General features: G+C 64.3%; 17 protein-coding genes. 12 read left to right on the top strand and 5 right to left on the bottom strand.

The genetic code is table 11. From position 1 onward, the window contains the following. Nucleotides 1-180 precede the first annotated feature (180 nt). A complete protein-coding gene (locus ACCQ06_RS18155) occupies nt 181-705 on the top strand; it encodes a hypothetical protein (protein WP_316692667.1) in 525 nt (174 codons plus the stop codon). Nucleotides 706-1,090: 385 nt separating this feature from the next. Continuing rightward, nucleotides 1,091-1,825 carry a PA4824 family protein gene (locus ACCQ06_RS18150; RefSeq protein WP_374153109.1) on the top strand — a complete coding sequence of 245 codons (735 nt, stop codon included), beginning with the start codon at nt 1,091-1,093 and terminating at the stop codon, nt 1,823-1,825. Nucleotides 1,826-2,218: 393 nt separating this feature from the next. On the opposite strand, the gene ACCQ06_RS18145 is transcribed toward ACCQ06_RS18150, so the two are convergent. Both ACCQ06_RS18145 and ACCQ06_RS18140 read right to left on the bottom strand, forming a co-directional pair. After that, nucleotides 2,219-3,016, bottom strand: coding sequence for a hypothetical protein (locus ACCQ06_RS18145; RefSeq protein ID WP_228324636.1), 798 nt, complete (start codon nt 3,014-3,016; stop codon nt 2,219-2,221). Nucleotides 3,017-3,286: 270 nt separating this feature from the next. Then, complete coding sequence (locus tag ACCQ06_RS18140) at nt 3,287-4,543, bottom strand: 6-phosphofructokinase (RefSeq protein WP_316688577.1); 1,257 nt, start codon at nt 4,541-4,543, stop codon at nt 3,287-3,289. 159 nt (nt 4,544-4,702) lie between these two features. Between ACCQ06_RS18140 and ACCQ06_RS18135 the strand changes: the two genes are divergently transcribed. The 4 genes from ACCQ06_RS18135 to ACCQ06_RS18120 all read left to right on the top strand — a co-directional run bounded on the left by ACCQ06_RS18135 (nt 4,703) and on the right by ACCQ06_RS18120 (nt 8,739). Continuing rightward, complete coding sequence (locus ACCQ06_RS18135; RefSeq protein ID WP_316688575.1) at nt 4,703-5,266, top strand: adenylate kinase; 564 nt, start codon at nt 4,703-4,705, stop codon at nt 5,264-5,266. A 341-nt stretch (nt 5,267-5,607) separates the two neighbouring features. Further along, entirely contained in the window at nt 5,608-6,975 is a 1,368-nt protein-coding gene (gene mpl / locus ACCQ06_RS18130; protein ID WP_228324633.1) for a UDP-N-acetylmuramate:L-alanyl-gamma-D-glutamyl-meso-diaminopimelate ligase, read from the top strand. Next, nucleotides 6,975-7,571: an LON peptidase substrate-binding domain-containing protein gene (locus ACCQ06_RS18125; protein ID WP_228324632.1), complete on the top strand. Its 597-nt coding sequence runs from the start codon at nt 6,975-6,977 to the stop codon at nt 7,569-7,571. The genes mpl and ACCQ06_RS18125 overlap by 1 nt, the downstream gene beginning before the upstream one ends. Before the next feature lie 283 nt (nt 7,572-7,854). After that, entirely contained in the window at nt 7,855-8,739 is an 885-nt protein-coding gene (locus tag ACCQ06_RS18120) for a bestrophin family protein (RefSeq protein WP_228324631.1), read from the top strand. A gap of 554 nt (nt 8,740-9,293) precedes the next feature. On the opposite strand, the gene ACCQ06_RS18115 is transcribed toward ACCQ06_RS18120, so the two are convergent. Then, the gene (locus ACCQ06_RS18115) at nt 9,294-11,381 is read right to left on the bottom strand and encodes a bifunctional DedA family/phosphatase PAP2 family protein (RefSeq protein ID WP_228324630.1); all 2,088 of its coding nucleotides are present in this window, start codon (nt 11,379-11,381) and stop codon (nt 9,294-9,296) included. 162 nt (nt 11,382-11,543) lie between these two features. Here ACCQ06_RS18115 and ACCQ06_RS18110 point away from each other — a divergent pair, with 162 nt between their 5' ends. From ACCQ06_RS18110 to ACCQ06_RS18090, 5 genes are all read left to right on the top strand, one after another. Next, nucleotides 11,544-12,203, top strand: coding sequence for a serine/threonine-protein kinase (locus ACCQ06_RS18110; protein ID WP_228324629.1), 660 nt, complete (start codon nt 11,544-11,546; stop codon nt 12,201-12,203). Nucleotides 12,204-12,331: 128 nt separating this feature from the next. Beyond that, nucleotides 12,332-13,147, top strand: a complete 816-nt coding sequence (locus ACCQ06_RS18105) for an SDR family oxidoreductase (RefSeq protein ID WP_228324628.1) — start codon at nt 12,332-12,334, stop codon at nt 13,145-13,147. A gap of 166 nt (nt 13,148-13,313) precedes the next feature. Next, complete coding sequence (locus ACCQ06_RS18100; RefSeq protein WP_228324627.1) at nt 13,314-13,457, top strand: hypothetical protein; 144 nt, start codon at nt 13,314-13,316, stop codon at nt 13,455-13,457. Nucleotides 13,458-13,478: 21 nt separating this feature from the next. Beyond that, nucleotides 13,479-14,465 (top strand): YiiG family protein, encoded by a 987-nt coding sequence (locus tag ACCQ06_RS18095; RefSeq protein ID WP_228324626.1) that lies wholly within the window; start codon nt 13,479-13,481, stop codon nt 14,463-14,465. A gap of 120 nt (nt 14,466-14,585) precedes the next feature. Then, on the top strand, nt 14,586-15,527 hold the full coding sequence (locus ACCQ06_RS18090; protein ID WP_228324625.1) for a YiiG family protein: 942 nt from the start codon (nt 14,586-14,588) through the stop codon (nt 15,525-15,527). 271 nt (nt 15,528-15,798) lie between these two features. Here the strand turns inward: ACCQ06_RS18090 and ACCQ06_RS18085 are convergent, their stop codons facing one another. After that, nucleotides 15,799-16,671 (bottom strand): ion transporter, encoded by an 873-nt coding sequence (locus ACCQ06_RS18085; RefSeq protein WP_316692665.1) that lies wholly within the window; start codon nt 16,669-16,671, stop codon nt 15,799-15,801. 72 nt (nt 16,672-16,743) lie between these two features. Between ACCQ06_RS18085 and ACCQ06_RS18080 the strand changes: the two genes are divergently transcribed. After that, nucleotides 16,744-17,970 (top strand): acetylornithine transaminase, encoded by a 1,227-nt coding sequence (locus ACCQ06_RS18080; protein WP_316688564.1) that lies wholly within the window; start codon nt 16,744-16,746, stop codon nt 17,968-17,970. A gap of 486 nt (nt 17,971-18,456) precedes the next feature. Here the strand turns inward: ACCQ06_RS18080 and ACCQ06_RS18075 are convergent, their stop codons facing one another. Beyond that, nucleotides 18,457-19,074, bottom strand: coding sequence for an HAD-IA family hydrolase (locus tag ACCQ06_RS18075; RefSeq protein ID WP_316688562.1), 618 nt, complete (start codon nt 19,072-19,074; stop codon nt 18,457-18,459). Between the last annotated feature and the right edge of the window lie 346 nt (nt 19,075-19,420).

The raw sequence follows: 19,420 nt of genomic DNA, 5'->3' as shown, positions 1-19,420 counted from the left end.
AACGAATAAGGACTCGGCGGCCAAAAGGGCCGTAATGCGCGTCGCGATGTTCAGGTGGCCGGATCGCGATCGAGTATGCGCCGCAGCTTGCAGGGGTGCCACCACTGCGGCTTTGGCGCGTGGTTCAGTCGCGACATGACAGCCTGCGGCCAACGTGACCGAGCCGATCCAGGAGTAACTATGTCGAAAGATGCCGCGTCAAGGTACGCCGCTGTGCTGGCCGCCATGCTGTTTACCGGTAGCGCAATCGCTGCAGATCCAACGCCGGAGTTGAAGGCTCGCCCGCCTGGCACTGCGCAAGCCGTCGGTGCAGTACACACTTTGCGACAGATTCCAGAAGCCTGTGCACGCCTGGAAGGTGTGTTCACCGGCAATGCTGCACAGCCCTACACGTTCTCGGTCGTGCGCAGCAGCCCCACCTGTCAGCCACGTGCGCGCTTTGTGGACTACGCCAAAGCGGCACCCAGTGTTGCGGCGGGCTGGATCTTCAACGACGTGATTCGCGTCCCAAGCGCAGCCTGCCCAAGTCAGCAGGCGGTCGTACGCGTGTGGCGCAAACCGGTCGATGCCAAACCGCAGCTCGACGGACAAGGCCAGTCACGCATTTACCTTGAAGATGCCAAGCAACAGGCCGCTGCCGGCAAAGTCCCGCAGGTGCCGATGTTTGCTGCGCAGCAGACGATGGAGGGCAAGGCTTGCCAGTGACGGGTGCGGCATCGACGCGGGTGCGTTACGGCTGTTTGAGTGGTACAGGCGTCGCATGGCATGGCGCTCCGTAACGGCATGCCATGCAGCTGACGCGCGTCGATAAGGAAGTGACGCCGGTGTTGCTATCGATGCTGCGGCCTTGTCTGTGCATTCACATCGACGCAGTGATCCAAGCATCGCTCAAGCTTTAAGAAGCACCTTCGCACCGGCTTGCATTTACGGATGGTCACCGCCCTGCGCATTTGGAGCGACCACTGGTACTGCGAACCAAAACGCGTGTTGCCGCCGGTTAGCGGTTTAGTGGTCGGCGTCGGCTTGTGCCGCGCGTACACTCGGGACCCGGCACGCCAGTCGCCCGCATCTGATCGGCGCTGGCAACGATATGTCGTTGCGTTTGGCGCTGTACAGAGTTGTGCAGCAGCCCTGCTGTTTTTTGAGAACGTCTATGAAGGTATTGCGTTGTTCCCCGGGCCTGCTTGCCTTCTTCGCACTGTGGCACCCGGTGCCGGTGCGCGCAGCGGCGAGCATGGTGGTCGACGATGCAGGCGTCACGCCGCGTGGCCAATGCCAGCTGGAAGCCTGGTGGCGTGCAACGCCAGGTGGTGCATCGGCCACGGTGGTACCTGCCTGCAATGTTCTGGGTACGGAATTTTCCTTCGGAATAACCGGTCTCCGGCATGGATCTGCCGCGCTTGATCTCGGGGCCAAGCACACGCTGCGCGATCCGGAGCAGCATGTCTGGGGGCTGGCAGTCACGGTCGGGCTGCAGCGTGCCTGGCAGGAACCACAGCAACGCGCGAGTTATCTCACCGTTCCGCTGACATGGTCGCTTGGCTCAGATGCGGCCACGCGGATTCATTTCAACCTTGGTGTTGTCGCAATGCATGCCGGGTCCGATGCCACCACTGCGGGGGTCGGTCTGGAGCAGGTGCTTACGCCCAAATGGACAGTGTTGGCCGAAGCGTCCGGAGACGATCACAACGGGCAGGGCGCACAATTTGGCATGCGCCGGCTGATGGGCAAGGCGTCGAGCTTCGATCTGGTGGTCGGGCGTGACCACCCAGCAGCACCACGCGGATGGATCACGCTGGGGGTCAATCTGGCGATGTCGCCGTGATCTTTCTTGTCTCAGCGCATCTCAGCGCAAGTCGGTAGGGCCTGGCTTCCATCCGCACGCGCTGCGCCGGTTCATTAAAGGCGAGGTCCTGTTGTCGCTCTTCGATTGCGGTGGTCTGCATTCCGGACCATGCCGCGCATTGCAGCAGGCAGAGGAAGGAGTGCACGCGCAGTTCTACGAAGCCAGGCCTCTCACGCGCGCGGGAGGCACTCTGCACAGTGCGTCAGCAAATTTCGTGACGAAGGCCTGAGTCAGTCGCTGGAATGGTGAAGACTGAGTCGCCGTTTCTCCACCCCAGCACGCGATGTAAACCAACATCCATAAGCATCTGTCCACAAAAAAAACACCCCGGCTAGACCGGGGTGTTTTTGGATGATCGCGAGGTGTTCTGAATCAGTTCCCGCGGCAATCGCGCAGCCAGAGAACTTTCAGAATCTGGTCGTAATGGTCCACGACACCGGTCAGTGTCACCTTCTCCTTCGGGCGCAGCGACAACGCATAGGCAGCCTGGTTGGCAGCGAACGAGCAGGTAATGGCAACGGTATCGAACGTATTGTCGCCCTGGAGCACGTCGAAGCCGATGTTATAGCGGCCGCTGTCTTTCAGTACGCCACCTTGATTGATCTTACCGGTGATGCGGTAGACCTTGTTGGCATAGCGCGCTTCGATCGCAGCCGGATTGTCCTTGTGCTGATTGCGCAGCTGGAAGCCAAACTTGTCGGCGGTGATTTCCACCGGTGCGGTGTCGAGGGTCTTCTTTGCAAACTGTTCGCCTGCCGCGCCGGGCTTGACCTGGTTCAGTAGTTTGCACATCTCTGTACGGGCGCTGTCAGTAGATGCGATAGCCCCCTTGTTCACCTTGAGGAGCAAATTGACCGTGCCGACGCCATCGACTGCGCTTGCCGAGACGATCATCGGGAGCGGCTTGTGCGACATGGTCTCTGGCTCTTCGATCAACATCGAGCCGGCGTCTGCATCCTCGCTCAGCACATCCATCTTGGCTTGCTTGGCGATCACCCGCATCTGGCCGATGGCGCTGCGCACGGTCAGGCCGGGGTGGCTGACCGAAACAGAAAACTGGGTGCCGACGAAGGGATTGCCCTTCTTCTGGAAGCTCTCTTCGCAGGTTGCAGCAAAGACGGGGGCCGAGGCTGCGAGCAGTAGGGCGGCGCCGAGATAACGAAATTTCATGGGTAACATCCTTGATCGGAGATGGGCAGCTGCAAAGGCTGTCGCCCGTTGGAAGCGGACGTTAGAGGCGCAGATGGCGTTCCCCCGCATCCTTGCGCAGCGGATTATGTCAGTGGGCTTCCTGCTCGGCAATCGGGAGGTTCCCTATACCGGATGGCCCGGCAGGCAACCGCCTCCTGATGGCGGTTTCCTGCGTTATAGAGCACTGCAGTCGGAGATGCCGCAGACGGCCCAGCGCCCGTTAGCGCGGGGCGCCGCACTGGGGCGGCCTTATCCCTCCCAAGCCGGCAATTTCTTCGCCACCGCCACGTTCTTCAGGCTCACATACTTCGGCAACCCATCGCTACCATAGGCCAGCGGGGCTTCGCCCTTGATCAGTGGGGCGAAATAGCGGCGGGCGCGGTCGGTGATGCCGAATCCGTCCTTGCGCAGGAAGCTGGGTGGCATCTTCTTTTCGTGATTGGCCACCTTGTGCAGCGGGGCGGGCACGATCTTCCAGCGGTAGGGGGCGTCGCTGACGCGTTCGATCACCGGGATCACCGCATTCATGCCTTTGATTGCGTATTGCACGGCGGCCTTGCCGACGGCCTGGGCCTGTTCCCAGTCGGTCTTGGAGGCGAGGTGGCGTGCGGAACGCTGTAGGTAATCCGGCAGGGTCCAGTGCACCTTGTAGCTCAGTTCCTGTTTGACCTGTGCAGCCAGGAAGGCGGCCACACCGCCCAGTTGCGCGTGGCCGAATGAGTCGGCTGCGCCGCCGGCATCGGCGACGAAGTTGCCGTGTGCGTCCTGGATGCCTTCGCTGGCGACCACCACGCACCAGCCGACCTTTTCGACGACCTGTTTCACCTTGGCCAGGAACGCGGCTTCGTCGTAGGCGCGCTCGGGCAGCAGGATGATCTGCGGTGCATCGTCCGGCCCCTGACCTGCGAGCCCCGCTGCCGCCGCAAGCCAACCGGCGTGGCGCCCCATCGCTTCGTAGATGAAGACCTTGGTGGAGGTGTCGGCCATCGCAGCGACATCCAGTGCGGCTTCGCGCACCGATACCGCGGTGTATTTGGCCGCCGAGCCGAAGCCGGGGCAGGTATCGGTCACCGCAAGATCGTTGTCGATGGTCTTGGGCACGCCGATGCAGTGCAGCGGGTAGCCGTAGGCCTTGGCCAGCTGCGACACCTTCCATGCGGTGTCGGCCGAATCGTTGCCGCCGTTGTAGAGGAACCAGCGCACGTCATGTGCGCGCAGCACGTCGAGCAGGCGTTCGTACTTGGCGCTGTCCTGTTCGAGCGACTTGAGCTTGTAGCGGCACGAGCCGAACGCGCCGCCGGGTGTCTGTGCCAGTGCGGCGATCGCGGCGGCGGATTCTTTGGAGGTGTCGATCAACTCTTCGCGCAGCGCGCCCAGGATGCCATTGCGGGCGGCCAATACCTTGATCTTGCGCGCACGCGCTTCGGTGATGACGCCGGCAGCGGTAGCGTTGATGACGGCGGTGACACCGCCGGATTGGGCATACAACAAGTTGCCAGTGGACATAGGGGGACGGACTCCTCACATGGAAACATGGCGCAGGGGACAGTGCCGGGACATTCCCCGGATGGGGTAAGCTGCACGACCATACGGTCAGCGCCGGCGAAGGCTTGAGTCTAACGCCGCCAACCGCAACGCGTTTTTATTCGAAAGTGGAGTCCACTGATGCGATTGGTTCTGTTGGGACCGCCCGGTTCGGGCAAGGGCACCCAGGCGACACGTCTCAAAGACACGTTTGAGATCCCGCACATTTCCACCGGCGACCTGCTGCGTGCCGAAGTGGCCGCCGGCTCGCCGCTCGGCCTGAAGGCCAAGGAAGTCATGGCACGCGGCGATCTGGTGTCCGACGACATCCTGCTCGGCATGCTGGAGTCGCGGCTCGGTCAGGCCGATGTCGCCAAGGGGTTCATCCTCGATGGCTATCCGCGCAATGTGGCGCAGGCCAATGCGCTGGACAGCCTGCTCAGCAAGATCGGTCAGCCACTGGATGCAGTGGTGCAACTGGACGTCGCCAGCGAGTTGCTGGTCGAGCGCATCGCCGGGCGCGCCAAGGCCGAAGGCCGTGAGGACGACAATCCGGAATCGGTGCGCAAGCGTCTGCAGGTCTATACCGATTCCACCGCGCCGGTGATCGGCTTCTACGAGCAGCGCGGCAAGTTGGCGCGTGTGGATGGCGTTGGGTCGCTGGACGAAGTGCTGGAACGCGTCAGCAAGGCGCTCGGCCGCTGAGTCACCCGGACTGGGCGCAACGCCCGGTCTGTGTTCACTGCGTGCCTGTTGGCCGCGCCGTCTTCAAGTCCAGACCCCGGAAAAGAAAAACCCCGGCCATACGAGATGACCGGGGCAGAATAACGCCAGTAATGAGCTTGCTCAGAGCCCCAACAGCATGAGCTCCCTGGGGAATGGTCTCTTGGGGAGTAGAACCAAAGGGTGCTGCGACTGGCGTTCAGCATAGTGATAGATGTGACGCAGTTCGCATATCGGGAAATTCCCGACAGTACGGTAGGAGTTTCCCGACAACAACGCCGGGTGCGGATCGGAATGTCCTGCAACTCCGGTGATCGGCGACAATGTGCTCCATGAGCAAACTCCACATCCTCGGCGTCGCCGGGACTTTCATGGGCGGTGTGGCCGCCCTGGCACGCGAGCTGGGCTGGCAGGTAGAAGGCAGCGACCAGGCCATCTATCCACCGATGTCCACCCAGCTGGAAACGCTCGGGATTTCGCTGGCCCAGGGCTACGCGCCGTCCAATATTTCCGCCGACGCCACCGAGGTGGTCATCGGCAACGCCTTGTCGCGCGGCAATCCGGCCGTGGAAGCGGTGCTCGATGCAGGCCGCCGCTATAGCTCAGGCGCCCAATGGCTGGCCGAGCAGGTGCTGCCGGGCCGCGACACGCTGGCGGTCGCCGGTACCCATGGCAAGACCACCACCACCACCATCCTGAGCTATCTGCTGGAGGCGGCCGGACGCGCGCCGGGCTTTTTGATCGGCGGCGTGGCCGAGGATTTCGGCGTGTCGGCGCGGCTAGGGCAGGGGCGTGCGTTCGTGGTGGAAGCCGACGAATACGACACCGCCTTCTTCGACAAGCGCAGCAAGTTCGTGCACTACCGGCCGCTGGTGGCGATCCTCAACAACCTCGAATACGACCACGCCGATATCTTCCCGGACGTGGCCGCCATCCAGCGGCAGTTCCATCATCTGGTCCGCACCGTGCCGGCGCGCGGGCGGCTGATCGTCAATGGCGAAGACGCGCGGCTTGCCGAGGTGTTGGCGATGGGCTGCTGGACGCCGGTAGAGCGCTTCGGTTTCGATGCGGCGCTGGAGTGGAGCGCGCGCTTGATTGCCGCCGATGGCAGCGTATTTGCGGTGGCGCATCGCGGCGTGGAGATCGGCCAGGTGCAGTGGCCGCTGGTGGGCCGGCACAACGTGCTCAACGGATTGGCTGCACTGGCGGCTGTGCATGCGGTGGGCGTGGATCCGGTAACGGTGATGCCGGCGCTGGCGCACTTTCAGAGCGTCAAACGCCGACTGGAAGTGTTGGGGCAGGCGCGCGGCATCACCGTTTACGACGACTTCGCGCATCATCCCACCGCCATTGCGACCACCTTGCAGGGGCTGCGTGCGAAGGTGGGCGCGGCGCGTGTGCTGGTGGCGATGGAGCCGCGCAGCAATTCGATGCGGTTGGGCGCGCATGCGCAGGCGCTGGCGCCGTCGCTGCACGATGCCGATGCGGTGGTGTTTCTGCATCGCCCCGAATTGCCATGGGATGCGGCGCCGATCATCGCGCAGGTACGCGGGCAGGCACACGTGGCGCATGACGTGGAGGCGTTGCTGCAGACGCTGGGCGACATCGCGCAGCCGGGCGACCATGTGGTGTTCATGTCCAATGGCGGATTCGACGGCGCGCCGCGTCGCTTCCTGGCGCAGCTGTCGTGATGGCATCGATCCCCGACACTGCCGAGACCAGCGCCTTGCCGCTGTTTCCGTTGCACAGCGTGTTGTTGCCGGGCGCGGCGATGGGGCTGCGCGTATTCGAGCGCCGCTATCTGGATCTGGTGCGCGAATGCGGGCGCAATGGCACCAGCTTCGGCGTGTGCCTGATCCTGGAGGGCAATGAGGTGGGCGTACCGGCAACGCCGGCGGCGTTCGGCACCGAGGTGCGCATCGAGGATTTCGATGTGGGTGCCGATGGCGTGTTGGTGCTGCGCTTACGCGGCACGCGTCGCTTTCATGTGCAGCGCTCGCGCATCCGCGACAACGGTCTGTTGGTGGGCGAGGTGAGCTGGTGCGAGCCGGACCCCGACGACGAATTGCGCCCCGAGCACAGCCTGCTGGCAACCGTGCTCGAGCGCATGCTTGAGCAGGTGGGCGGCGAATTTGCCTCGGTCGGTCCTGGGTTGCTGGATCAGTCCGCGTGGGTGGGTTGGCGGCTGGCCGAGTTGTTGCCATTGACCGAGCAGCAACGCTTGTCGTTGTTGCAGCAGGACGACCCGCATCAGCGTCTGGAGCAGTTGCTGGCCTGGATGCCCTGAGCGCGGGCAATCACGTAGCGCGGCCAATCAGCGGGCGCCGCTGCGCATCGGGTGCGAAGGAGACGAACGTGGATAGCACTGCATGTCGCTTCCGGGCATCGGCCGCACCTAATCAATGATCGCGCAGAAGTGTTTTGCGCTCGCGAGGCACTGCTTCTATCGCCCCATCACCGCACTTGCACCGCTGTGGCGACAAACTTCTCTCGCTTGAGTGCGCTAGCGATGGCATCCATGCACTGGATGCGCGCAAGGGCGATACGCGTTTTTAGTGAGGGAGTGTGCCTTGATCATCGATGTCAAACCGCGTGTGGCGGATGTAGTCAGTCAGGTCTGGCGGACCCTGGCGGTGTTGTTTGTCTGGGACGTGTTGATCACGATCATCTATTACGTGCTGCCGTTCCGCGCTCCGGCATTGCCGTTGACCATCTTCGGCTCGGCACTGGCGTTATTCCTGGGCTTTCGCGCCAATTCCACTTATCAACGCTGGTGGGAAGGACGTGTGTTGTGGGGCCAGATGATCAATGCATCGCGCAACCTGGTGCGCCTGAGCGTCAGCATCCTGTCTGCGCCGGAAGCTGCGGCGCTGGGGCGCACGATCGCGCTACGGCAGATCGCCTACGTCAATGCATTACGCTGCCAGCTGCGGCGGTTGCCGGTGGCGATGGCACTGGAACCGCGGCTGGATGCCGACGAAGTGGCAGCGGTGATCACGCGTACGAACGTGGCCAATGGCTTGCTCGACACGACCGGCCGCGCCGTGGAACAGGCACGCCGCAATGGCTGGATCGACAGCATCCAGCAGGCCAGCGTCGAGCGCATTCTGGTGGATATCGCCAACGCGCAGGGCGGCATGGAGCGGCTGAAAAATACGCCGCTGCCGTATCAGTACCGCTTCTATCCGAACCTGTTTACACGGCTGTTTTGCGTGCTGTTGCCGATCGGTCTGGTGGAAACGCTGCAGTACGCCACGCCGGTGGGATCGACAGTCGCCGGCTTGATGTTTTTGGCGGTGCTGAAGATCGGCGATGAGCTGGTCGACCCGTTCGCCAACACCATCCACGACCTGCCGCTGGACACCATGTGCCGCACAGTGGAAATCGACGCCCTGCAGGCGATTGGCGAACCCGCACCGGAGCCGATGCAGCCGGTGGATGGGGTGTTGTGGTGAGTGCATCGCGCCCCTGACCAGTGCGGCTTGTGCGCATCCAAATGGCGCTGAAGCACAAGCTCTCGGTCACCTTGAGAGGTAATGGAACGGCGCGGATGCGTTGGTTGTAGAGCGGCTGATTTGCTGCTTGGGTGCAGGGCCCTTGCCCGCCCACCATCACGGGACACGCCGTGAATCCGTCCCTGGAGGCTCTTACGCGGCATCCATGCCGCGTAAGGTCCCGCGACGGTGGGCGGGCAAGGGCCGGTCGAGATGGTCGGTGTGCATGGTTGCAAGTAGGACATGACGTGCGTTGTTTGGATGACGCTGGGTCCGATCAGCTTCCTAACGCAAACCGAGCAACAGGCAGGCGTTCAAAGAAACCGCCGACCAACGTCCTGGTGCGGCGAGGGCACCGCGCGCTCGACGAGCTAAGCTTTTACCCTGAAATTCAGCGGCCCCCAGACGACGCCAGCACACTATCGCCATCGAGACAGTGTTCAAGAGGTGCTGCTGGCACCCCATATCTACAGGGCTGCGCGATCACTGGCCGATCGTCGTTGTTGTCCGATCGATCAACGGCGCTGTTGTGACGGATGCGATGCAGCCGGGTCGGACGCAGTGGTTTCCGTCTTCGGTGCAGCGTTGTCTTTGTCCTCTCGCCGCACCGCATTTCCCGACGTACTGTCGATCAAGATCACCGGCACCTGCGAGCGGCGACGCTGCTCCACGCGATGCGGCATCGGGCCGAGTGCGTCGCGCAACGCGCTCAGTGCAGGGTCCACGCCGCGTAATGGGTACCACAGGCCGATCAGGCTGAAGTGGCGGCTGTAGCGCAAGGTCTGCGTGCTGCCTACCCACAGCGGTTGCGCGTTGGGTTGCAACCGTGCGGCTGCTGGCCACAGCCGTAACACATGCACGTGCCCGGGCGCGGCGTGACGTACCATCAGCAGGGCTTCCACTTGTGTGTCCAGCGTGGCCGGCAGAATCGGTACTTCGTCCGGGCGGCCGCTGACATCCAGCAGATGCAATGCCTGCTCCCAGCCGGCCTGCGGTTGTGTCCGCCAGCCGCGTGCTTCGAGCTGGCGTTGCAGCGGCGCGAGCGGGCCGGCCACTTGTACGTCCAGTGGCCAGCGCTGGTCGTCGTCGAATTCATTGCGACGTGCCGGCAGCAGCCGCCATTGCCCCTCCCACCAGTCGCTGGCGGGCAGGTCCATCAGCAGCGGCGGTGGCGGTTCGAACTTGGCCAGCTTGGTGCCGAGATTACGTGGCGCAAAGAAGATCGCGCAGCTCACGAACACGCCGTAGAAGATCCACGACACCGGCTTGACCCAGAACGCGCGGGTGGCGCGGCGGCGATACGCAATGCCCAGGACCAGTAGCCAGAAGATGCCGAACAACATGCCGCCGACCACGTCGCTGAGCCAATGCGCGCCCAGGTACAGGCGCGCAAAGCCGATCAGCGAGACGATGGCGCCACTGACCAGATACGGCCAGACGCGGCGGCGGCCGGGCAGTTCGCGTGCGATCAACAGCGCGAAAAACCCGAACCCGATCGTGGCCATCGTGACCGCCACCGACGGAAATCCGAACCCGCTGCTGGCGGCCGGCGGGCGCACCACCTGCACGGTGGCGCCCAGCAACTGCGTCAGGGCCAGGCCAAACGCCAGTGCGATCACCCAATGCGCCACCGCCATCCAGCGCCGACGCCAGGCCAGGTAGCCCATCGCTGCGGCGATCGCCGGCAACAACACCTGCCAATCGCCCAGCGAGGCCAGAGCCACCATCGGGTAGTCGGCCAGCGGGTTGCGCAGCGCCAGCATCAAATCGTGCACGGCCAGGTCCACGCGCAGCGGTTCGCCATGCGCCAGCACCACCATCAGTAACACGAACCAACCCCAGCCCAGCAGCAACAGCATCAGCGCCATCATCGCCAGCGGGACCGACTCGCGCCGGCGTGGGTCGAACACGCTGACCGACCAGTTGCCCAGCACCGGGTGCCGATGCGACCACTCCAGCAACCGCGCCAGCAGGGCATCCAGATGGCCTGCCGACCAGCGGTACGAATACAGCACCACCGCCCAGGCCAAGCCGATCACCGCAGCCAGCAAGGTAACCACCACGAACAGGCGCCCGGCGACTGCGGCGACCGCGTCGTAGGCGGTGCCCAACACCCAGCCCGGCACCAGAAACAGCAGCGCCCACGACACGCAGGCCAGCCCGCTGGCAAACAGATAGCGCTTGAACGGCATGTGCGACATGCCGGCGATGGCGGGCACGAACGGCCGCACCGCGCCGACATAGCGCGCGATCAGAATGCTCTTGAAGGCATTGCGTCGGAACAGCAGCTCGCCGCGTTCCAGCAACTGGGGATAGCGGCGAAACGGCCAATACGTGTGCAGCTGGTGGCCCCAGCGATGGCCCACCCAGAAGCTCAACGCATCGCCGACGAACGCGCCCAAGGCCGCGCACACCATTGCATACGGGCCGTTGATCTGGCCGAGCCCGATCAGCACGCCGATGGCGAACAGCAGCGGCAGCGCGGGCACGATGGCACCAAGCACGATCACCGCATCGCAGAATGCGATGGCAAAGATCACCACGCCAGCCAAGGTGGGGTGGTGTCCGATCCACTCCAGCGTGGCGTCGATCCATGAGTTCATTCCCGAATTATAGGTGGGCAGGGCGACGACTGACTTGCGCCATGCTCACATCGGGCGGTTGGCTTCACCTGAGGTTGCAACCAGGTCACGGTGCGGGCGTGTGTCTTCGGCACGCTCTGCAACGGCAGTACGGCGATGCGGGCTGCCCGCCTACAATGGGGAATGAGTCACGAGCCCGCCGACAATCTCCCGCTGAAGTCCGATACGTTCGGGCGCATTTTGTTGATCCGCGACGCCGGCCGGGTGTTCGTGCGGCGCGACCTGAGCGTGGCGCCCTGGGGCCTGCGTGGTGTGGCCTGGTGGCTGGCACGTCGCGAAGCGCTGGCGCTGCGGCAGCTGGATGGCCTGCCGCACACGCCACGCTTGTTGCATTGGGATGGGCGCCATCTGGACCGCAGCTATCTGGCCGGCGATGCGATGTACCAACGCCCGCCGCGCGGTGATCTGGCGTATTTCAGGCAGGCGCGCAGGCTGTTGCAGCAGCTGCATCGGTGTGGCGTGGCCCACAACGATCTGGCCAAGGAAGCCAACTGGCTGGTGCAGGACGATGGCAGCCCGGCGGTGATCGATTTCCAGCTGGCGGTGCGCGGCCACCCACGCGCGCGCTGGATGCGTCTGCTTGCACGCGAGGACCTGCGCCACCTGCTCAAGCACAAGCGCATGTATTGCCCGGCCGCGATCACGCCGGTGGAACGTCGCGTGCTCAAGCGCAGGTCATGGATGCGCGAGCTGTGGTTCGCCACCGGCAAACCGGTCTACCGCTTTGTGACCCGGCGCATCTTGCATTGGGAAGACAACGAAGGGCAGGGGCCGAAGCCCTGAGGGGCTGGTAATCGGGAATCGAGAATGGGGAATCGGTAGAGCGTATCGCGTGAGTTGATTGTTCGTCGGCTGCTGGACGTTCAAGGCGCTAAGCTTTTGCGATTCCCCATTCCCCATTCCCCATTCCCATGACGCTAAAAGACAAAACGCTCTTCATCACTGGTGCCTCGCGTGGGATTGGTTTGGCGATTGCGTTGCGGGCGGCGCGCGATGGGGCGAATGTGGTCATCGCGGCCAAATCGGCGGTGGCCAATCCCAAGTTGCCCGGCACCATCCACAGCGCTGCCTCAGCAGTGGTTGCGGCCGGTGGAAAGGCGCTGGCGCTCAAATGCGATATCCGCGACGCAGCGCAGGTGCACGCCGCCGTTGCCGCCGCCGTGGAGGCGTTTGGCGGCATCGATATCCTGGTCAACAACGCCAGCGCGATCTGGTTGCGCGGCACCTTGGACACGCCGATGAAGCGCTTCGACCTGATGCAACAGGTCAACGCGCGCGGCAGCTTTGTGTGCGCGCAAGCCTGCCTGCCGCATCTGTTGAAGGCGTCCAATCCGCACATCCTCAGCCTTGCCCCACCGCCATCGTTGAACCCGGCGTGGTGGGGCGCGCATACCGGCTACACGCTGGCCAAGATGGGGATGAGTCTGGTGACACTGGGGCTGGCCGCTGAGTTCGGCCCGCAGGGCGTGGCGGTCAATGCGTTGTGGCCGCGCACGGTGATTGCCACCGATGCGGTCAACATGCTGCCGGGCGTGGACGCCGCTGCCTGCCGTCGCCCGGAGATCGTGGCCGATGCGGCGCATGCGGTGCTGACCCGCACTGCGGCCGGTTTCCACGGGCAGTTTCTGATCGACGAAGAGGTGCTGACGCAGGCCGGCGTCACCGACTTCAGCGGTTATGCGGTCGATCCGTCACGGAGCCTGTTGCCGGATCTGTTTCTCGACTGAGTGGCTTACAGAACGACTGCGTAGCCGACAGGCGGGCGCGGCCGGTGCTCGGCGCGGCGTGTACGACGCATACGCTGCGGTGCTGGGGGCGTCGTCCACACCTGTCTGTCGATTGCTCGCTCTGGTCCTTGTCGCCCGGTGCAGGTGGCCGTGCGCCGATACATCGATGCAGACGCTGCGAGTCATTCGTCCACGAAAAGCCGGATTGACCTTGCGCGCATTACCGCCTGCCGCGCAGACGAACGCCGCCGTCCACTTCGCTGCCGAGCACGATGATTTCACGCCGCAGTTTGCTATCGTGCGCGGCTGAAATCGTTTCCAACAAGGACGTTTGCCTGTGTTCCTGAAGCCCGGTGCGTTTGCGCCTGCCCTGTTCGTGCTTGCGCTCTGCGCCGGCTGCAGCAAACAGACCACGCCGACCAGCAACGCGGCTGCCAGCAAGCGCGCCGATGCGCCGAGCGATGCGCAGCATGCGCTCAAAGCCAAACTGGGTGCGTATATCGATTGCTTCAACCGCGTCGATCTGCCGGTGCATACCGGTGCCAAGCATTACATCGGTTCGATTGACGATGCAGCCGCCGGCCCCAGCGGGCGCGAAACGCGCGTGGCCGGCCCCTACGACATCAGTGACTTCGACATGAAGGAGTGCGATGCGCCGGTCAGCGCGGCGGCTGCGGCGCAACCGTCGCTGCCGGCACTGGATGCGGCGGCCCGGCAGTATTACGCGGCCTTGCAGGCGCTGCGGCCGATCAGTCACCAGGTGGCCGATTACTACGCGCGTCAGGATGATGAAGACGACCAGTTCGCCAAGGGCAAGCGACTGCACGCGCCGTTGATGGCGGCGCTGGAGCGTTATGCCGAGGCCAGCAGCGCATTCGGTGCCGAGCTGGAAGCGCAGAATGATGCAGCGCATCGCGAAACGCTCAAGACGCTGGAGCGCGAGGAGGGACGCACGCGCGAGTATTACCGGCTGTCGATGATGCTCGATGCCAAGCAACTGACCGACGTACTGCAGGAAGAGCAGTTCGACACCGCGCGTGCACACATGCTGCTGGACGGCTTCAACCGCCTCTCCGACGAGGCGCATGCCAAGGTGGCCGACCAGGAGCCGGACAAACTAAAATGGAACAGCTTCGAAACCGCTGCGGAAGACTTCCGCAGGCAGGCCAAGGCGCGGGTAAAACGCGTGGTCGACAACACGCCCTACAGCCGCATCGAAGAGGGCTGGCTCGATAGCCCCTCGCTGGCGCCGGAAGGATCGCCGCGCAAGTTGCTCAATACCTACAACGCGTTGGTGTCCGAGAGCAATCGACAGTAGTTGCCAGCGTCATCGCACGATGCAGCGCGTGCGGCCATACGCCCGGCGCTGGCGACAACGCGCGCGATCGACCGTTGCTCACCTCACCTCATTTCTTCACCACTGCACAGGAACTACCGCATGCGCCATCCACGTCGTTACGCACCGCTCAGCGCAGCGGTTGCACTTGCCGCGCTGCTCGCCGGCTGCCAGAAAGATGCGCCGGTTGCGGCTGCGCCCGATGCCGACAAGATCAATGCCTACATCGCCTGCTTCAACGGTGTCCAGCAGCCGCTGCATGAGAGTTACCAGACCTACACCGGCTGGATGAAGGACCCGCAGGCCGGGCCAACGGGCAAGGAAGAAAATATCCGTGCACCGGGAACGGTGCTGTCGCATCGGGTCGAGGCCTGCGGCGCACCGATGACTGCCGCACTGGCGCAGCAACCGGCCAACGCCGAACTCGACCCGGTAGCAAAGACCTATCAGCAGCGGTTTGCCACGCTCAATGAGCGCATCGGCGAAGCGGTACGGTATTACGATCGCGAGGATTATCTGCGCGACGACGGCAAGGGCATGCGTGCGCTGCATGCGCCGTTGATGCAGGCCTACACAGCGTTCTTCGAAGCGGGCGACGCGATGAATGCGGCGCTGGACCGCAACGAAGACACCCGGCGTCAGGCGCGCATCGATGCGATCGAAAAGGAAGAAGGCCGCAGCGCGTCGTGGTATCACTTGAAGATCACCGGCGAAGGCAAGCATCTGGTGCAGGTGTTGGATAGCAATGCACCGGATCTTGCGGCAGCGCAACGCCAGCTCGCGCGTTACCAGAGCATTCTGGAAGAGGCGCAGAAAGCCAAGGTGGGCCAGGGCGATGCGATGTGGGGGCACATGGAACGCGCTGCCGATAAGCTGGCGCGCGAGTCCGGACGCCTGGTCGAGCGCGTCCGCACCAACACACCGCTGAGCAAGAGCGAGCAGATGCTGCTGGAAAGCGGCTCGATCCCGCCGGGAGGCACGCGTGAGGCGGTGCTGGCCAGCTACAACGATCTGATCGACATGAGTAACCGCATGTCGCAGTAAGCGCGACCTGCACCGGCTGCGCTCAACACCTGGCGCGCTCTTTCGGGTGCCAGGGCTGCATGGGCGGGACGTGGGTTGCTTGGGTCAGACGATCCGCAACGGGCCGGCGATGGCGCGCCGGTTGTTGGTTGGCCACTGCCAGACGGATGCGCCGACCTCGTGCTGCGGCAGTGTGAGCGGCGATTGCCTGCGCACCGGTCACACAGCTTACGGTGGTGATGCCCACCACGTGATTCGCCTCCCGGCGCTGCCTGCGCGCTGCCGCCCTGCATCAGCCGTTGGCGATATCCGGCAGCGGCTCGGCGCATTGCCGGCAATAGCGCGCGTCCGATGCGTGGCCTTCCAGCCCGCAACGGGCGCAGTTGCGAATGTCGCGCCGACCGGTGTGGCCGCCTTCGCGCAATGTGGTGGCAAGTTCGGCGGTGTAGATGCCGGTGGGCACGGCGATGATGCTGTAGCCGATCAGGATCAGCGCCGAGGTGACGAAGCGGCCCAGCGTGGTTTGCGGCACCAGATCGCCAAAGCCCACCGTGGCCATGGTGACGATGGCCCAGTACATGCTGGTCGGGATGCTGGTGAAACCGTGTTGCGGGCCTTCGATGACATACATCGTGGCGCCGGCGATCACGGTGATGGTGAGCACGGTGAACAGGAACACCAGCACCTTGCGGCGGCTGCGCCATAACGCGTCCACCAATTGCCCGCTTTCCTGGATATAGCGGGTGAGCTTGAGGATGCGGAACAGGCGCAGGATGCGCAGCACGCGCACGACCAGCAGCGTCTGTGCGCCCGGCACGAAGAACGACAGATAGCTGGGCAGGATCGACAGCAGGTCGATCACGCCCCACACGCTGAGCGCGTAGTGCAGCGGGCGCCGCACCACCGCCAGGCGCGCCGCGTATTCGACGGTGAACAGCACCGTGAATGCCCATTCCAGCGGCACCAGCCAGTGCGCCGAATGCGCATGGATGCGCGGCACGCTGTCGATCATGATCACGATCACGCTGGTCAGGATCGCCACCACTAGCATCAGGTCGAAATTGCGCGATGGGCGCGTGTCGTGGCGGTAGATGATGTCGAACCACTGCCGGCGCCAGCCGTCGGCGGTGGCGGGAGTGAGCTGAGGATCGGAGAAAGGGCGCATATGCCCATTGTGCCGCAGGCCGGCGAATGCGCGAGAATGCATGTTCTCCCTCCGCTTCTGCGACCCACCATCATGAGCACCGCTGCCGATTCGCCCCTGTCCCTCGCGCACTACTACCTGCCGGTGTATCGCCCGCGCCAGGTGGTGCTGGAGCGCGGTCAGGGCAGTCGCGTCTGGGATGACGCAGGGCGCGAGTATCTGGATCTGTCCTCCGGCATCGCGGTGAGCGGGCTGGGCCACAACGATGCGGATCTGGTCGCCGCGCTCACCGAGCAGGCGGGCAAGCTGTGGCACACCAGCAACATCTTCTACAGCGAGCCGCCGTTGCGGCTGGCCGAGGAACTGGTCGGCGCGTCGCGTTTTGCCGAAAAGGTCTTTCTGTGCAACTCCGGCACCGAAGCCAACGAGGCGGCCATCAAGCTGGTGCGCAAGTGGGCCAGCAATCAAGGCCGCCCAGCCGACAAGCGCGTCATCGTGACGTTCCGTGGCAGCTTCCACGGCCGCACGCTGGCCTCGGTCACCGCCACCGCGCAGCCGAAATATCAGGAAGGCTACGAGCCGCTGCCAGGCGGATTCCGCTATGTGGATTTCAACGATGTGGCGGCGCTGGAAGCGGCGATGGCCAGCGGCGACGTCGCCGCGGTGATGCTGGAGCCGATCCAGGGCGAGGGCGGGGTGATGCCGGCGGCGCCGGGCTTCCTGGCGCAGGTGCGTGCACTGTGCGATCGACACGATGCCTTGCTAGTGCTGGACGAAATTCAATGCGGCATGGGCCGCACCGGCACGTTGTTCGCGCATTGGCAGGAGCAGGTGACGCCGGACATCGTGACGTTGGCCAAGGCGCTGGGTGGCGGGTTCCCGATCGGCGCGATGCTGGCCGGCCCCAAGGTCGCCGAGACCATGCAGTTCGGTGCGCATGGCACCACCTTCGGCGGCAATCCGCTGGCTGCTGCGGTGGCGCGCGTGGCGCTGCGCAAGCTCGCTTCGCCGCAGATTGCCGAAAATGTGGAGCGGCAGTCGGCGGCGTTGCGTGCGGGCCTGGACGCGCTCAATGCCGAGTTCGGCCTGTTCGCACAGGTGCGCGGGCGTGGGTTGATGCTCGGCGCGGTACTGGCACCGGCGCATGCCGGGCAGGCTGGTGCGCTACTGGATCTGGCAGCCAAGCATGGCTTGTTGGTATTGCAGGCCGGCCCGGATGTGCTGCGTTTTGTGCCGGCACTCAATCTGACCGACGCCGAGCTGGCCGACGGCCTGGCGCGTCTGCGCCTGGCGATTGCCGAGTACGCCGCGCAGCGGTGATGGGTTTGGTCGGTTGCGTGTTGGTGGCTGGTAGGGCGCTGATTGGTGAGGCGTGTGACGCGTGAGCGGGTGCGTTTGTGGATTGCGTAAGGCGGGGTCTAGGTGACGGCCCTGTATCGCAACACCGTACCCTCACCCCAACCCCTCTCCCGACGGGAGAGGGGCTAGTTGGTGCAGTTGGGTTTTGCTGCGACTGCTCTGGTTGCGTATTTGTGCACGATTGACCGTGTTTTCTCGCGCGTGCGCGGAGGAGTGCACGCACGCGGGCGGGTGACTTCGATAATCGCGTGCTCGGCCTGATCCATCGTAGCCTGGCCAGCGTGCGTCCACTCGGGTGGCGCAGTACTCGGCAGCGTGTTCGCGTGCAGATGTAGCCACCGCTGGCCGCTCGGCAAATGGTTGATTTCTCACGCAGGTCGCCGAACGCTGATCCGACTCCCGACTCCCGACTCCCGACTCCCCATTCCCCATTCCCCATTCCCCATCTCACCCCAATCCATACCGCTTCAACACCCGTCGCAATGCACGGGCATCGCGCACGGTATCGGCATGTAGTCCGGCGGCGCGGGCGCCGCGGACGTTGACGAACAGGTCATCGACGAACAAGGTGCGTGCCGGTTCCGCACCTAGCTGCGCAAGCGCGCGCTGATACACCTCCAGCTGCGGTTTTCTGCCGCCCAGCGCACCGCTGCACAGCACGCGGCCCTGCAATAACGGAAACAGCGACGGCACCAGTTGTGCGATCGCCTCGGCCATCAGCGGGCCGTTGTTGGTGAGCACCGCCACCGCGGTCGTCGCCGACACCGCCAGCACCTGCGCCACCACCGCGGGGTCTGCGCGGCACGCTGCAACGCGTGCCGCGATCCAGGTGGCGCGGTCGATCGGAAGTCCAAGCCCGTCGCTCAATTGCGTCAGATAGGCCTGCGTGTCGAGCTCACCGGCATCGTAGGCACGCTCCAGTCCCTGTTCGAACAGGACCTGCTGTACGCGCTGCGGCGTGCATGCAGCTGCAGTCGCCAATGCGGCCAGCCGGCGCGGACGCGAATAGCTGGCCAACACGCCATCGAAATCCAGCAGCAGCAAGGACGGGGGTGCAGACGGCATGGGTGTGCTCATGAGGTGGGCACGCAGCGTTGTCGATCTGCCGCCGCATCGCAAGCATGCGGGATCTGCTATGCGCGGATACGCGCAAACGGGTAGGCGCGCGGCATGCGACCTCGATACGCCCGCGCATGGCGCGCGCGAACGCCTGATCGCCAACGCCTGGCGCCTGCACAAGCAGACCGACCTGAGCATGTTCGCTACGGATTCAAACGTTCTATCTCGGTAAGAACCTACCCGCACGCGCAGACCCTACCCTCCGCACCGCGTCTGCGGCGCAACTTCGCTGGGTATGGTCGATCCATGCCGCATGTGCGGTATCAGCCGGTCTTGGGGAGCGGGTCCGGTC

Source organism: Xanthomonas sp. NCPPB 4467 (assembly GCF_041475665.2).
GTDB classification, from domain to species: Bacteria; Pseudomonadota; Gammaproteobacteria; order Xanthomonadales; family Xanthomonadaceae; genus Xanthomonas; species Xanthomonas dyei.
Note: the sequence above shows the minus strand (reverse complement) of the source record. Positions and strands in the feature narration are given on the sequence as shown.